Origin of the sequence: Pseudomonas shirazensis (assembly GCF_050496565.1) — a bacterium.
In the GTDB taxonomy this organism is placed as follows: domain Bacteria; phylum Pseudomonadota; class Gammaproteobacteria; order Pseudomonadales; family Pseudomonadaceae; genus Aquipseudomonas; species Aquipseudomonas shirazensis_A.
In genome coordinates this window covers 262176-277007 of sequence record NZ_JBNWAE010000005.1, presented here as the reverse complement: position 1 = coordinate 277007, position 14832 = coordinate 262176, and the positions used below count along the sequence as shown (strand labels likewise).

Below are 14832 nucleotides of genomic sequence, written 5' to 3'. Positions count from 1 at the left end.
TCAAAAATGTTGCGGCTGGGCGCTACGGCTGAGCGAGCCCGGGCGATGGGCCAGCAATGTGCGCAGGGGGAACTCCCAGACCACGGTGTCGATCTGTGGGTTGCTCAACTGATCGCCGGCGAGAAACTGGCTCATCGACTCGAACGGGCCACGGGCCTCGACGGCAATCGAGATCAGGTCACGGTTGAGCGCTTCCTTGAGGAAGCCGACAAAGTTCCAGTCATCGATCTTGCTGTAGCTGGTGCCAACCAGCAGCAGGCTTTGCTCCTGCTCGGCGAACAAATCGTCGCTGCTCTGCTCGGCCTTGAGCGTCTCGTACAGGTCGATCTGGTTCGGGCCGAACTGCGGCGCGAGGCGGTTGTGGTCGAACTGGATGTAGTTCATCAGGTCGCCCTTGACGCTTTTCTCGCCGGCCTTGTGCGACACGTAAGCCTGATCGCCGACCAGTTGTGGGCGTTGCCGGGCCAGCTCGAAGGCGGCCAGGCGGGCACCGTCCGGGCTCCAGTGGGTGTCAGACTTGAGGAACAACTCCGGGCCGTTGAGCTTGCTGAGGAACGCCCCGCGCAGCGGCACCACGTCGAGCTGACGCGCTTGCAGTTCGCCGACAAAATCGTCGTACAGGCTGACCACGCGTGGATCGAAGCGGTGCTGGGCATGCTCGGCATACACATCCAGCTTCATTGGCAGCGGCAGGATCACCAACTGCTTGCCGTGCTCGGCCAGCTGCGCCTTGATCTTGGCGATCTGCTCCAGCTGGGTGTTGAGGTTGGCTTGCAGGTCGTTCGGCACGCGGTATTCCTGGTTGGTGTAGAGCCAGCCCTGCTTGCCCAGCACCACACCCTTGGTGCCTTCGCCAAACAGCTTGAACTGGGCATCGGCCCACAGCTCCACCGAAGGCTCACGCAGGAAGAAGCGTTTGTCGTAGACCTGCTCGAACTTGCGCAGCAGCTTGCCATCGACAAACAGGTTCCAGGTGTCGGTCTGGGTGCGGGCAAAGCTGAACACCGGCGGCAGCGAATAGACGAACATCGCCGCCAGCACCAACACGAAGAGAATGCCATTGGCCTTGCTGGCCGAATTCATCACGGGGTACATGGCAGTCTCCTAGAACTGGAAATACAGGAAGGGCGAGAACGAATTCGCCGCCAGGCTGCTCAGTGCCAGCACGAAGCCGCCCCACAGCAGCACGCTGTGCAGCGCACCGACGTGGCGCATGAAGTAGCCGTCCTTGTTGCCGGCGTAGAAACGCACGTTGTTGATCCCGGCCAGCAGCAGCCACACCACCGCCACCAGGACAAACGCCATGGCCATCTTCGAGGCGCCCAACACGTACAGCTCCAGCGAGCCGAAGCCGTTGAAACCGAACAGCGCCTTGTAGATGTCCAGGCTGTGGCGCAGGTCCATGGTGAAGAACAGCGGCATGCTCAGCACGATCAGCAGCGCGGTGCGCAAATTACGGCCGAGCTTGTACGGCGTGTTGATCTTGGTCGCCAGGTGGAACTTGCGTTCGATGACCATGGCGAAGCCGAAGAACAGTCCCCAGAAGATGAAGGCGAAGCTCGCGCCGTGCCACAGCCCCGACAGCAGCATGGTCCAGACCAGCGCGGGCAGGGCGCCGGTGACGCGTTTGCGCACCAGCGGCATGTACACGTAGTCGCGCAAAAAATGCGCCAGGGTCATGTGCCAGCGCGCCCAGAACTCGGTCACGCTCTGCGCCACATACGGCTGGTTGAAGTTTTCCGGGAAGCGGAAGCCCATCATCAACGCCAGGCCCAGTGCCATGTGGCTGTAACCGGCGAAGTCGAAGTACAGCTGCAGGGTCGACACCACCAGACCAAACCAGGCATCGCTGAACTGCAGCGTGCCTTCACCAACGAAGAGCATGTTGATCGGCGCCAGGCGGTCGGCAATCAACACCTTCATGATGAAGCCGAGCATGAACCGGCACACGCCGAGCGAGAACAGCTCCCAAGAGTGGGTACGTTCGCGCAGCTGCGGCGCCAGTTGGCTGTACCGCAAAATCGGACCGGCCACCAGGTGCGGGAACAGCGCAACAAAGGCGGCGAAGTCGATGAAGCGGTTGGTTGGCGTGGCGTCCTTGCGGTAGATGTCGACGATGTAGCTCAGCGCGTGGAACACGTAGAACGAGATGCCCAGTGGCAGGAAGATGTTCTCCAGCGTCCAGGTGTTGATACCCAGTGGCGCCAGCAGCACCGCCAGCACTTCGGCGCCGAAGTTGGCGTACTTGAAGTAGCCCAGGGTCGACAGGTTGCCGATCACGCCGATCCACAGCAGGCGCAGCGCCCAGCGTTTGTCGCCGGCGTCGAGGCGATCCTTGATGCGCAGGCCGAACCAGTAGTTCCAGTAGGTGATCGCGACGAACAGCAGCAGGAAGTCCGGCCGCCACCAGGCATAGAAGATGTAGCTGGCGGCAACGATCACGGTCGAGCGCCACTGCGGCCTGGCCAGGAAGTACACGGCCAGGAACAGCGGCAGATACAGGAACAGGAACACGTTGGAGGCGAAGATCATGGCAAGGTCCGTCCTTAGTAGCTGACAACTACGCCGAGGCTCAGCTGATAGTCATCGCCGGTCTCCAGCGCACTACCGGCATTGAGGTAGCTGGCGCTGACCAGGGCGTTGATATCGAGGTGCTTGCCATCGAGGGCGACCGGGAACATCTTCCAGTAGTAGTTGATGTCGAGCATTTGCCCGACGTTACGACCACTGCCCTGGGTGCCCTGAGTGATCTCGCGGTTACGCTGCGCACGCTGGTCACCGTTCATGCGGATCGGCAAGGTGCCATCGGCATCCCGCAGGTTCAGCTGAGTGACCCGCATATCGAGGGCGGTGCGCGGCGTCGGCCGGGTTTCCAGAGCGATGCCGTAGTAGCTCAGGTTGCGCAGGTCGAGGGCGACGAACGAGCTGGTCAGGCGGGTGCTGTAGGAGCCGGTGCGGGTGATCCGATCCGATTGAATCGCGTTCAGGCGGAAACCGTCGTTTTCATCGCTCGGTTTGTCGGTCAGACCGCCGCGCAGTGCTACCCGCGGCGTCCACGGCATGTCGTCGAAGCGCTTGCCGACTTCACCCAGCGCGGCCCAGCCTTTGCTGGTGTTGCCGGTGCTGGTGACGCCGTTGCCGTCGGTGTTGTCCATCTTGCCGTTGAGCGCGGCGAGTTCCAGATGGTAGTCGCTGACCAGTGGCGAGGGCAGGTTGTCGCCATTGAAGAACAGGCCGTAGCGCACGCCGGTAAAGTCGTAGCGGTCGTCTGCGTCATGCCCGCTGTGGTCGTTTTCGTACATCAGGCGCACGCCGGCGCGGTTGTTCTGGGTCCAGCGGTAGGCGTACTCGCTCATCACATAGGTGGTGCGCGATTCGCTGTCAGGCAGCGAGTTGACGTCGGTGTTGTAGTTGTGGAACTTCTGCCCGACCGCGACGAAGGCGTCGGAGAAGGTGTCTTTGTAGTTGAAGCGCAGCGACTCGAGGCTGTCGTCCCACCAGATGCCGTAGGTGTCAAAGAACCGCTGGCGACCAAACGATGCCGAAAAACGCGGATCATCACCGATCAAGTTACGTTTGACGTACAGCTCGCGCATCTCGGCGTACCAGCCTTCGGGCTGTTCGCGGGCGTTGGTGGTAGTGCCTTCGTTGGTCAGGTTGCTCGACTGGCTGGAGTCATAGTTCAACCACAGGCGGCCATAGACCATCCATTTGGCCCAGCGCTTTTCCGGCGAGTACCAGGCGAACGACGGCTCGTAGCGCAGGCTGTAGAACATCTCGCGGTCGCTGCCGACCTGCGAGTCTTCCGGGCCGTAGCCGGTCTGTACGGTGAGCTTGTTGAAGAACTCGGAGGTGATCACCGGCTCGCTGCCATCAGCAGCGGCAACCCGCACGGGTTCGTTGCTGTCAGCCTCGGGGCCGGTGACTTCTTCAGCAGCGAACGCTGCCGACAATGGGGCCAGGGCAAGCAGGGCGCCGAACAGGGGGGAATGCGCTTTCACAGGGTGGCCTCCTTCAACAGGTCGTTGCGTGCGGCCAGGGCACGCTCGATATCATCCTTGGGCAGGGTTCTTTCCAGACGTCGGACCAGGCTGCGCGCACTGCGCTCGCCCATATCCAGGGCAATCCGCGCGTAGGTGTAGGCCTTGACCCGGTCATGGCACAGGGCACGGCCAAAGGTGTGCAGGCTGGCCATGCGGTACCAGGCAGCCGATGAACCCTTGTTGGCCTCGGCCTGGAACAGCGCCATGGCCTTTTCCTGATCGGGCTGATCAGCCACGCCCTTGCTGTAGTACTCGGCCAGCAACAGGCCGGCGCTTGGGTAACCGCTGGCGCGCAGCTCCTCGATCAGGGCCAGGGCCTTGTCCGGATCAAGCGTCAGCCAGTTATTGACCATGTAGAACGACGCCTGCAGGGCTTTGCCGCGGACCGGGTCGCGCTTTTGCACCAGATCGATCATCGCCTGGGTTTCATCGGCGTTGTGTTCGGTCGGGTTGGAGATCATGTAGTTGGCCTTGGACACCATCGCCGGCACAAAACCGCGCTCGACGGCGTCGTCGCGCCAGCGCTGAACTTGCGCGATCGATGCTGCCAGTGCCTCGGCCTGAACCTTGTCGCGGGCCAGTTGCTCTGGCGTTGGTGGCAGCTTGGCAGCAGCCGGGTTGGCTTCTTCGCGCTCGTAGCGGTCGGCGTCCTGCTCGGCACGTTGCACACTGGTGATGTTGTCCAGCAACGAGGCGATCGCGTGCACGACTTCTACCGGCAATTGGCTGCGCTGCGGCTCAAGCTCGGAGGCGAAGGCGCGGAAGGCCGGGTCTTGCTGCTCGCCGAGGAACGCGTAGTAGCGGTTGACCGCACGCACGTCGAAACGCGCAGCTTCGCGGTACCAGCGCTCGGCACCGGCGCGGTCGCCCTTGCGTTCGGCCAGCACGGCCTTGTACAGCTGCGGCCGGCAGTTGAGCAGGCACGACTGTTCGTACAGGCCGAGCAGCTCGGTGGCCTGCGGCACGTCGACCAGCTCCGGATAGACCAGAAACACCTCAAGCGTAGTGCTGGCGTTGCGCGGGTCGAGCCGGCTCGGGTAGCGCTCGAGCGCCTGCTTCATCCACGGCTGTTGGGCCTGGCGCAGGCTTGGCTGGCGCTCGATCAGGCGTGCCAGCGAAGCCAGCGCCGGGATCAACCCGCGGCCATCGGCAAAGGCCTGGTGATACAGCGCCACCGACTCTTGCGGTTTGCCATCCGGCCGCCCGGCCAGCACGTCGCCCAGCAGCAGGGCGCTGGCCAGGTCGCCGCGGCCGGCAAGCTCGCGCAGGTCGGCAGTGACGTCGGCGCTCGGGTCCTTGTACAAGGCGTAGCGGATCTGCTCCAGGCTCTGTCCAGCGCTGGCGGCGCTGGCACAGGCGAGGGCGATGCTGGCCAGCAGCAGGCGCGAAGGCGTCTTCAGGGTCATGACGTCAGCTCTCTCGATGAACTCAGTTCTGGCCGGTAAACGGCAGGCCCAGGAACAGGTCTACCGACACTGCTTTCTGGTAGGCCGTGGCCGGCAACGGGCTGTCTGGGGCAATGGTCAGGGACAGGTTGCGATTGACCTCGTCAACCCGTGCATCGACCACCTTGCCGCTGAAGTGTTCATCCAGGCCAAACACCTGCATGTCCACCGAGCGAATGCGGCTGACGTCGGCCAGCTTGTCGAACGGCACGTTGGCGCGCACGAACAGGCCCTGGTCTTTGGGCAACAGGTGCATCAGCGGTGCTTCTTTATAGCCATAGCCATCCAGTGGCTGGCTTGGGAAGTACACCTGGCAGTCGCACGGGCTGTTGATCACGGTCTCGATTGTGGCGCGGCCGAGCAGGGTTTGCAGGTCGCCTGGCGAGAGGTCGGCAACCGCCTTCATGTCAGCCGGGCTGGTGAAGCTGGTGGCCAACTGAGTCGAGATGCTGGCCAGTGGCTGACCCGCTTTGACTTCGGTGGTGCCGGCCGGCAGCAGGTACTTCACATAGCCGTTGTCGGGCATGCTGATGATCTGCGCATTGGTCGCAACCTGGGCCTGCAGGGCCGGGATGCGGAAGAACAGCATGTAACCCTTGTAGCCAACGAATGCCAAGGCAGCCAGGCCAGCAGCGCTGTACAGCAAGGTACCGGTCATGGCCTGGAGGCGGGCACCGGCAGAACGCGGCGAAGCGTACTTGTGCTTGCGTTCCTTGATGTAGTTTTCCCGCTGCATCACGTTGAACAGGCCATTGATGTCGGCGATTTCGCCGGACATGTAGGCGGTGATGATGTAGCGCAGAATGTCGCGCTTCTGCGCGTCGAGATCGACGAATTGCGCGCCGACTTCGTTGCCACGCTGGGAGACGATCTTGACCTTGCCATCGATCGACAGGTCGACCTGGTTCAGGCGCAGCTGGATCGACGCGTCATACAGCGCGCCGATGGTCAGCGGGCCTTCATGCAGCAGGCCGATACCGCCCAGCGAGATGTCCTGCAGGGTGGTTTCGATGACGGTCTGACCGCCGCTGGCAAGGCGCACGCGGGCGTTGATGCGGGTGCGTACGTACTGGCGCTCGTCAACCGCTTCATGAACGATGTTGGCCGATGTCTTGCCCGGGGCCGCGGGACTGTTGGTCATGCTCATGTGCAGGCGCCTTTCCTTTAACGTTGCGTGAGTTCAAGAAGTACGGTGATGACCCCGAAGAAGATGGCGATGGAGGAGAACAACATCGCCTTCGAGGACCAGCGGTTTAGCGAGGTGTCGAAATCGACACTGCCGGTAGCCAGGGTGGTTTTCTGCCGGGTCCAGCTTTGCTGGTCCATGTGGAACATCGCGTAGACCTTCATTACCGAGCCAACGATCTGGTTGTAATAAAGAACGAACGGATACATCGGGCTGACCGGGTGCTTGGCGAACACGAACAGCACGGTCACCAGGGTGCGCGAGATCAATACCCAGAACAGGTACACCAGCAGGTACTGGATGCCGAACACCAGGCCAGCTACCACCGAGGCGGTCAGGCCCATCAGGCAGGTCCACATCGACACTCGCTGGTCCCACAGCACGTACAGGGTGAACAACCCCAGACGCGCGCGGCCGAGCAGGGCGGTGGCGCGGAAGTTCTGCCGCAGCGAGTTGCCGTACCAGCGGAACATCAACTGCCGGGTGGCGATCCAGAAGCTGTCGCTGGGTGGGTGCTCGACGGTCAGGGTGTGGCTGTCGGGTACATAGAAGGTGTCCCAGCCCGCGCGCATCAGGCTCAGCCAGCTGGACTTGTCGTCGCCGGTCAGGAACTGGAAACGGCCCAGGCGCCAGTGCTGAAGAAAGTCCGCTTCAACATCGCGAATGAACTCCGGGTCGATCATCACGCTGGCGCGGAAGAACGACAGCCGCCCGGTCAGGGTCAGTACCCGGTGCGACAGGGCCATCGAGCACATGTTGATGTGCCGCTGGACAAAGCGCATCGAGTGCCACTGGCGCATCAGGCGGCTGCCCTCGACTTCGCAGAACTCGTTGGTGGTCAGGCCGCCGACATCGGGCAGCACGGCAAACATCTTCACCGCACGTTCGACACAGCCGGGCAGCATCATGGTGTCGCCATCGACCACACCGACCACGGCATCTTCCATCGGCATCTGCCGCGACAGTGCGCGGAAGGCGTGGGCCAGGCCATCACGTTTGCCGGTGCCGCGCGCGCGAACGATCACCAGCTTGATGTCGTCGCGGTCACGCACTTCATTGCGCATGATGTCCTTGATGAAATTCTCGTCGCCCTTTTCGACGATCGAAGCGATCACGGTGCACGGTACATTCAGCCGCTGAACTTCCTGAAACACCGACTGGTAGACCTTGAAAGTGGTCGAGGTCGGGATACGGAAGCTGGTCACCACCATGAACATGTGCGAAGGCAGCGCCGCATCACCCAGGCGCTCGACTTCGCGGCGCATGCGTGGGAACCGCCAATGCAGAAAATACATGCCGCGCAGGTAGTGGACGATGGCATTGCCATAGCGCCACATGCCGAGCGTGCCGATAACAAAGATGAACAGATGATGGCTCGGGTCCAGATAAGCCGGGGCGATCATCTCCGACGCCAGCGCGATCAGCCCGGCCAGGCACGCCCAGGCGCAGAAGCTGGCGGCCGCGCGCAGGTAACCTGGGGCCTCGAAAGGTCGCTGTTGCGTTCGTTCCATGTAGCGTGTGCTCCTGTCTGCGGCCGCACCCGCGGCGAACTGCCGGGGTGCGACCTGCATCGATTACCAGCAGATGCCTTGGCGTTGCTCGTCGCTGACGCGATCCATGAACCCGACCAGGTCGATGACCTGTTTGCCGTCGTTGTTCTGCAGGGCACTGGCAAAGCGCTCGTCGTTGTTGCCCAGGACGATCACATCGGCTTCGGCGATCACTTGCTCAAGGTCGTTCTGCAGCAACGAAGACACATGCGGGATGACCGACTCGATGTAGTCGCGGTTGGCACCGAACACCCGTGCGTACTCGACGTTGGCGTCGAAGATGCGCAGGTCGTAGCCCTTGCCGATCAATTTCTCGGCCAGGGTCACCAGCGGGCTTTCGCGCAGGTCATCGCTGCCGGCCTTGAACGCCAGGCCGAGCAGGGCGACTTTGCGTTTGCCGGTGCGCTCGACCATATCGAAGGCGATATCGACCTGATTGCGGTTGCTGGCCATCAGCGAGGCGAGCAGGGGGTGCTCGACATCCAGCTGGCCGGCGCGGTAGGTGAGGGCCCGCACGTCCTTGGGCAGGCACGAGCCACCGAAGGCAAAGCCTGGGCGCAGGTAATAGCGCGACAGGTTGAGCTTGTAGTCCTGGCAGACCACGTCCATCACTTCGCGGCCATCGACGCCGGAGGCTTTGGCGATGTTGCCGATTTCGTTGGCGAAGCTGACCTTGGTCGCGTGCCAGACGTTGCAGGTGTACTTGATCAGCTCGGCGACTTCCACCGACTTGCGGATCACCGGCGCATCCAGGCCTTGGTACAAGGAAGCCAGCAAGTCGCCCGACTGGGTGTCGAGCTCGCCGATTACGGTCATTGCCGGGAAATCGTAATCCTTGATTGCGGTGCTTTCACGCAGGAACTCAGGGTTGACGGCAACGCCGAAATCGGTGCCGGCCTTCTTGCCCGAGTACTGCTCAAGGATCGGAATGACCACATTCTTGACGGTGCCGGGCAGCACGGTGCTGCGCACCACGACCGTGTGGCGGCTTTGCTTGTCGCGCAGGACCGTACCGATTTCACGGCACACGGCTTCCATATAGACCAGGTCGAGGTCGCCGTTCTTCTTGCTCGGCGTACCGACGCACAGAAGCGACAGGTCGGTGGCGAGTACTGCGGCCTGGACGTCGGTAGTACCGCGCAGGCGGCCCTGATTGACGCCGTCCTGCAGCAGTTGCTCGAGGCCTGGTTCAACGATTGGCGACTTGCCCTGGTTGATCAGGTCGATTTTCGCCTGGGAGACGTCCACTCCCAACACATGATGACCGCGCGCCGACAAGCAGCCCGCGCAGACTGCGCCCACATAGCCAAGGCCAAAGATGCTGATGTTCATAGATCCCTCTCCCAGGACACGGCGAGGCCGGCCGAGATGCTCAGTTCAAGAAGTTTTCAATTAGGCAGACGCGCAGAAACAAGCCGCGAGGAAGTGGCAATACAGGCTGTTTTTTTTGGTCTTTTTTCATCCTAAAGGGGTTGCTGTTAGAACCGCAAGCGTTGTTCTTCGGCTTGATGAAAATACTTTAATCGTTGCCTGTTAAAGTTTAAAAACCCTTAAAAATCAATAATTTAAAGTTTGATGTAAGTTCGGCGTCAAAAATCCGATCCTGCTTGTTTGGCAACAAAATGGCGTCGGTAAACTGTCGTTTATGCTCGCCCCGCGATCTCTTTGCCCGCACCCCCTGACAGCCTTGCGTCGGGCGGCGGTGCTAGGCATAGTTGCCCCGGTGACACCTCGGGTGCTGGAAGCGCCCGATTGCCTCTTACTGCACAGGAAGCACACTCATGAAAGGAATCGGCACCAGGCTGCGCGAAGAGCGTGAACGTCTGGCTCTCACCCAACGCAGGTTTGGCGAGATCGGCGGCGTCGAACCCAACGCTCAGGGTAAGTACGAGAGTGGCGAGCGCACCCCGCGTGTCGACTACCTCGCTGCAGTCGCTGCTTGCGGCGTCGACGCTCGATACGTGCTCAGTGGCGTTCGCACGCCACCCCCCATCAGCAACCTCAATGAAGACGAGAACCGCCTGCTAGGTACGTTTCGCAGTTTGTCCGTCACTGATCAGGCCGCGCTGTGGTACCTCGCCGAGCGCTTGCTGGGTGAGGCCAGCTAAAGCCTGACCAGACAGTCAGATCAAATCGAGCAAAAGGCCTGGGTCTGTGATGCGTGGGGCTAGGTCGACCCTGTAATTTTTTGTTATGGTGGCGGGATCCAATCGCCCCACTGACGAGGTGTCTGCTTGATTAGGGTCCTAGTGGTCGATGATCACGATCTGGTGCGTACCGGCATCACCCGCATGCTTGCCGATATCGACGGCTTGCAGGTGGTGGGTGAGGCGGATTCCGGTGAAACAGCCCTCAAGCTGGCCCGCGAGCTGAAACCCGATGTTGTCCTCATGGACGTCAAGATGCCTGGCATCGGCGGTCTTGAGGCGACCCGCAAACTGCTGCGCAGCCATCCGGACACCAAAGTGGTGGCGGTCACCGTGTGTGAGGAGGATCCGTTCCCGACGCGCCTGCTGCAGGCAGGCGCCGCGGGTTATCTGACCAAGGGCGCCGCGCTCGATGAAATGGTCCAGGCCATTCGCCTGGCATTTGCCGGTCAGCGCTATATCAGCCCGCAGATCGCCCAGCAGTTGGCGCTGAAGTCGTTCCAGCCGCAGGGCTCGCCGTTTGACTCGCTGTCCGAGCGGGAAATCCAGATCGCCCTGATGATCGTCGGCTGCCAGAAAGTGCAGATCATCTCCGACAAGTTGTGTCTGTCGCCCAAGACCGTCAATACTTACCGCTATCGAATCTTCGAAAAACTTTCGGTCACCAGCGATGTCGAATTGACGTTACTGGCCGTACGCCACGGTATGGTCGACGCAAGCCTCTGAGTTTTCATGTCCCCAATTTTTGATGCCAGCGCATTCCTGGCGACCTGCAGTGGTCGGCCGGGTGTGTACCGTATGTTCGACGCCGAGGCGCGGCTGCTCTATGTGGGCAAGGCCAAGAACCTCAAGAAGCGTCTGGCCAGCTATTTCCGCAAGACAGGGCTGGCGCCCAAGACCGCAGCCCTGGTCGGCCGTATCGCCCAGGTCGAGACCACCATTACCGCCAACGAGACCGAGGCACTGCTGCTCGAGCAGAACCTGATCAAGGAATGGCGACCGCCGTACAACATCCTGTTGCGCGACGACAAGTCCTACCCGTATGTATTCCTGTCCGACGGGCAGTTCCCACGCCTGGGTATTCATCGCGGAGCGAAAAAGGCCAAAGGCCGTTATTTCGGCCCGTACCCGAGTGCGGGTGCCATCCGAGAAAGTTTGAGCCTGCTGCAGAAGGGTTTCATGGTCCGTCAGTGCGAGGACAGCTACTACGCCAACCGCACCCGGCCGTGCCTGCAATACCAGATCAAGCGTTGCAAAGGCCCCTGCGTGGACTTGGTCAGCCCAGAGGAATATGCCGAGGACGTGCGTCACTCGGTGATGTTCCTCGAGGGCCGCAGCCAGCAGTTGGGCAATGAGCTCAATGCCGAGATGGAACAGGCGGCGATGACCTTGAATTTCGAGAAGGCCGCCCAGCTGCGCGATCAGATCGCCTTGTTGCGCCGTGTGCAGGATCAGCAGTATATGGAAGGCGGCTCCGGCGAGGTCGACGTGGTGGCGGCCTTCATCAACCCGGGCGGCGCCTGTGTGCACCTGATCAGCGTGCGCGGCGGGCGGGTACTCGGCAGCAAGAACTTCTTCCCGCAGGTGGGTATCGAGGAGGACGTCAGCGAAGTCATGGCGGCTTTCCTCGCCCAGTATTACCTGGGCAATGCCGAGCGCGAGATGCCGGGCGAGTTGATCGTCAACGTCGTTCACGAAGACTTTGCCGCTATCAGCGAAGCGGTGCAGACCCTGCGCGGGCGTGAGCTGGCCATCACCCATCGGGTTCGCGGCACCCGCGCCCGTTGGCAACAACTGGCTGTCACCAACGCCGAGCAGGCATTGAACGCCAGGCTGGCCAACCGGCAACATATGGCCGCACGTTTCGAGGCCCTGGCCAGCGTGCTCGGCCTCGATGAAGTACCGCAGCGCCTTGAGTGCTATGACATCAGCCATTCCAGCGGCGAGGCCACGGTGGCCAGTTGCGTGGTGTTCGGCCCGGAAGGCCCGATCAAGTCCGACTATCGCCGCTTCAACATCGAAGGCATTACCGGCGGCGACGACTACGCCGCCATGCACCAGGCGCTGATGCGCCGCTATGGCCGGATCCAGGCCGGCGAGGGCAAGCTGCCCGATGTGTTGCTGGTAGATGGCGGCAAGGGCCAGTTGAACATGGCACGCGACGTCATGCAGGAGCTGGGTATCACTGACCTGACCCTGCTTGGCGTAGCCAAGGGTGTCACGCGCAAGGCCGGCTTCGAGACCCTGTACCTCAACGACGTCGCCCATGAGTTCACCCTCAAGGGCGACTCAGCTGCGCTGCACTTGATCCAGCAGATCCGCGACGAAGCTCACCGTTTTGCCATCACCGGCCACCGTGCCCGGCGCGGCAAGGCCCGGCGCACCTCCAGCCTGGAAGACGTAGCAGGGGTTGGTCCAAAGCGCCGCCGCGAGCTGCTGAAACATTTCGGCGGGCTGCAAGAGCTCAACCGCGCCAGTATCGACGAGATCGCCAAAGCGCCTGGAATCAGTAAAAAGCTTGCCGAGTCGATTTATGCCAGCCTGCATAGCGAGTAGAATGCCCAGTTCAACTCGCAGCCAGTCGTACCGATGAATATTCCAAATCTGCTCACTGTTCTACGCGTTCTGCTCATCCCGATCTTCATCCTGTTGTTCTACGTGCCTTATCACTGGAGCTACACGGCGGCCAGTACGGTGTTCGCCATCGCCGCAGCCACCGACTGGCTCGACGGTTACCTGGCCCGCCGGCTGCAGCAGAGCACCCCGTTCGGTGCCTTCCTCGACCCTGTGGCCGACAAGCTGATGGTCGCGGTAGCGTTGGTTTTGCTGGTGCAAGTGCACGCCAACTTCTGGCTGACCCTGCCGGCCGCGGTGATCATCGGCCGCGAGATCGTCGTTTCGGCGCTGCGCGAGTGGATGGCCGAGCTGGGGGCGAGGGCGCACGTTGCCGTGTCTGACCTGGGCAAATGGAAAACTGCCGCGCAGATGGTCGCGTTGGTGATCCTGCTGGCCAACCCGCCGGTGTTCGGTTTCTGGGTAGTGCTGGGCTATGGTCTGCTGCTGGTGGCTGCCGCACTGACCCTGATCTCGATGATGCACTACCTGATCGCCGCCTGGCCGCACCTGCGCGAAGGTTCCGAGCAGAAATAAAAGTTTTTTTGAATCAAGGGCTTGACTGCGTTTGGCAGATCGCTAGAATAGCGCCATCACCAAGCGGGAATAGCTCAGTTGGTAGAGCACGACCTTGCCAAGGTCGGGGTCGCGAGTTCGAGTCTCGTTTCCCGCTCCAAATATAGATCTACAGTGTTCTGCTGAATTCTGTAAATCATTGAAAAAAGACGCTTCGGCGTCTTTTTTCGTTTCAGTCTGCCTGGATCTCCCCATCCACGCTGGCCTTGCACTGTTCATCGACGCCATGGGCGCCTAGTAGTGGCAGTCCGTGCCTGGGTTAAGCGCCACTACACTGCCACCAGCTATTTTTGCCAGTAGCCCGTTGGCCTGACGCGGTCCACCATTGCCTCAGGTTTCAGGAGGCTCTGCTATGGACTGGCTCATATTGATTCATCTGGCAAGCTACGGCGCCGCACTGCTCATCATCGCCGCCTTTGCCCTCATCTACGCGACCCGCTCGCAATTCATGCCCTACCACGCTGCGGTGATCAACCGCCCTTGGCGCACCCTTGACGCGCCTTTGCAATTGTTGCTGCTTGCCCTGGTGCGCCTGGTCGGCTGGGCGTGGCTGGCCATTGCCTGCGCGGGGTTGATACTGCTGTACCAAGTGTTTGTGCAGCGCATTCCGCTGCAGTTGCTGGTGCTGTTGCAAGCGTACTGCTTGCTCGCGATCACGCCGACTATCGCTGTGGCCAGCCACGTGAAGCGCCATAGCAACGGGTCACCACCAATCATGTTCAGCTGGGTGGCCATGATGCTGTGTTGGCTGGGCTTTCTGTTCGGGCTACTCGCCCGGACGGGTGAGTGAAAAAGGAGCGATGTACATGAAAGACAATCTCTTTTGGCAAATGATCGCCGGATTGGTGCCACTGCCAAATGCCGCACGGCTGCTTGGCTGGAACTTCGTCAGCCATGAACAAGCAACGGGCGAAATGCGAGTGCAGTTCGACGCATCGGAATCATTGACCAATCCACTGGGCAAGATCCAGGGCGGGATGCTGACAGCGATGCTCGATGACTGCCTCGGCCCGGCAATCTACGCAACCCTGGACACGCACGAAGTGGCACTGACAGTGAAGATGGCGACCACCTTTGTACGCGCAGCCTCGCCAGGGCAGATCACGGGCATCGCCAGGATGTACAGACGTCGCGGCGATTACTGCTACGCCAAGGGTGAGCTCAGGAACGGCAGAGACGAGACGTTAGTGACGGCGTCGGCCTGCTACAAGGTGATCAGCCTCAAGCAGCGAGATTGACGTGTGGCAAGATGGTTGGCGTTGCGACAGGTGC

At 61.4% G+C, this 14832-nt stretch carries 13 protein-coding genes and 1 tRNA gene; 7 read left to right on the top strand and 7 right to left on the bottom strand.

Annotated features, from left to right (window positions below):
* The 7 genes from ACQZ2L_RS10235 to ACQZ2L_RS10205 form a co-directional block, all read right to left on the bottom strand.
* Positions 1–1095 (bottom strand): alginate O-acetyltransferase, encoded by a 1095-nt coding sequence (locus ACQZ2L_RS10235; protein WP_430325942.1) that lies wholly within the window; start codon positions 1093–1095, stop codon positions 1–3.
* Between the two features lie 9 nt (positions 1096–1104).
* Positions 1105–2532 (bottom strand): MBOAT family O-acyltransferase, encoded by a 1428-nt coding sequence (locus ACQZ2L_RS10230; protein ID WP_430325941.1) that lies wholly within the window; start codon positions 2530–2532, stop codon positions 1105–1107.
* Between the two features lie 14 nt (positions 2533–2546).
* Positions 2547–4001: an alginate export family protein gene (locus ACQZ2L_RS10225; RefSeq protein ID WP_430325940.1), complete on the bottom strand. Its 1455-nt coding sequence runs from the start codon at positions 3999–4001 to the stop codon at positions 2547–2549.
* Positions 3998–5449, bottom strand: coding sequence for a sel1 repeat family protein (locus ACQZ2L_RS10220; protein ID WP_430325939.1), 1452 nt, complete (start codon positions 5447–5449; stop codon positions 3998–4000). The genes ACQZ2L_RS10225 and ACQZ2L_RS10220 overlap by 4 nt, the downstream gene beginning before the upstream one ends.
* Positions 5450–5471: 22 nt before the next feature.
* Positions 5472–6635: a PilZ domain-containing protein gene (locus ACQZ2L_RS10215; protein ID WP_430325938.1), complete on the bottom strand. Its 1164-nt coding sequence runs from the start codon at positions 6633–6635 to the stop codon at positions 5472–5474.
* 17 nt (positions 6636–6652) lie between these two features.
* Positions 6653–8185: a glycosyltransferase gene (locus tag ACQZ2L_RS10210; protein WP_178080758.1), complete on the bottom strand. Its 1533-nt coding sequence runs from the start codon at positions 8183–8185 to the stop codon at positions 6653–6655.
* A 63-nt stretch (positions 8186–8248) separates the two neighbouring features.
* Positions 8249–9556, bottom strand: a complete 1308-nt coding sequence (locus ACQZ2L_RS10205) for a nucleotide sugar dehydrogenase (protein WP_430325937.1) — start codon at positions 9554–9556, stop codon at positions 8249–8251.
* Positions 9557–10005: 449 nt separating this feature from the next.
* Here ACQZ2L_RS10205 and ACQZ2L_RS10200 point away from each other — a divergent pair, with 449 nt between their 5' ends.
* The 7 genes from ACQZ2L_RS10200 (at position 10006) to ACQZ2L_RS10170 (ending at position 14798) form a co-directional block, all read left to right on the top strand.
* Complete coding sequence (locus ACQZ2L_RS10200) at positions 10006–10332, top strand: helix-turn-helix domain-containing protein (protein WP_430325936.1); 327 nt, start codon at positions 10006–10008, stop codon at positions 10330–10332.
* 126 nt (positions 10333–10458) lie between these two features.
* Complete coding sequence (gene gacA, locus ACQZ2L_RS10195; protein ID WP_101318436.1) at positions 10459–11097, top strand: response regulator transcription factor GacA; 639 nt, start codon at positions 10459–10461, stop codon at positions 11095–11097.
* 6 nt (positions 11098–11103) lie between these two features.
* Positions 11104–12927, top strand: a complete 1824-nt coding sequence (gene uvrC / locus ACQZ2L_RS10190; RefSeq protein WP_430325935.1) for an excinuclease ABC subunit UvrC — start codon at positions 11104–11106, stop codon at positions 12925–12927.
* A gap of 33 nt (positions 12928–12960) precedes the next feature.
* Entirely contained in the window at positions 12961–13521 is a 561-nt protein-coding gene (gene pgsA / locus ACQZ2L_RS10185) for a CDP-diacylglycerol--glycerol-3-phosphate 3-phosphatidyltransferase (RefSeq protein WP_314874064.1), read from the top strand.
* Positions 13522–13584: 63 nt separating this feature from the next.
* Positions 13585–13660: transfer RNA gene (locus ACQZ2L_RS10180), tRNA-Gly, on the top strand.
* 252 nt (positions 13661–13912) lie between these two features.
* Positions 13913–14350, top strand: a complete 438-nt coding sequence (locus ACQZ2L_RS10175; protein WP_430325934.1) for a hypothetical protein — start codon at positions 13913–13915, stop codon at positions 14348–14350.
* A gap of 16 nt (positions 14351–14366) precedes the next feature.
* A complete protein-coding gene (locus tag ACQZ2L_RS10170; protein ID WP_430325933.1) occupies positions 14367–14798 on the top strand; it encodes a PaaI family thioesterase in 432 nt (143 codons plus the stop codon).
* The last annotated feature ends 34 nt before the right edge of the window (positions 14799–14832 follow it).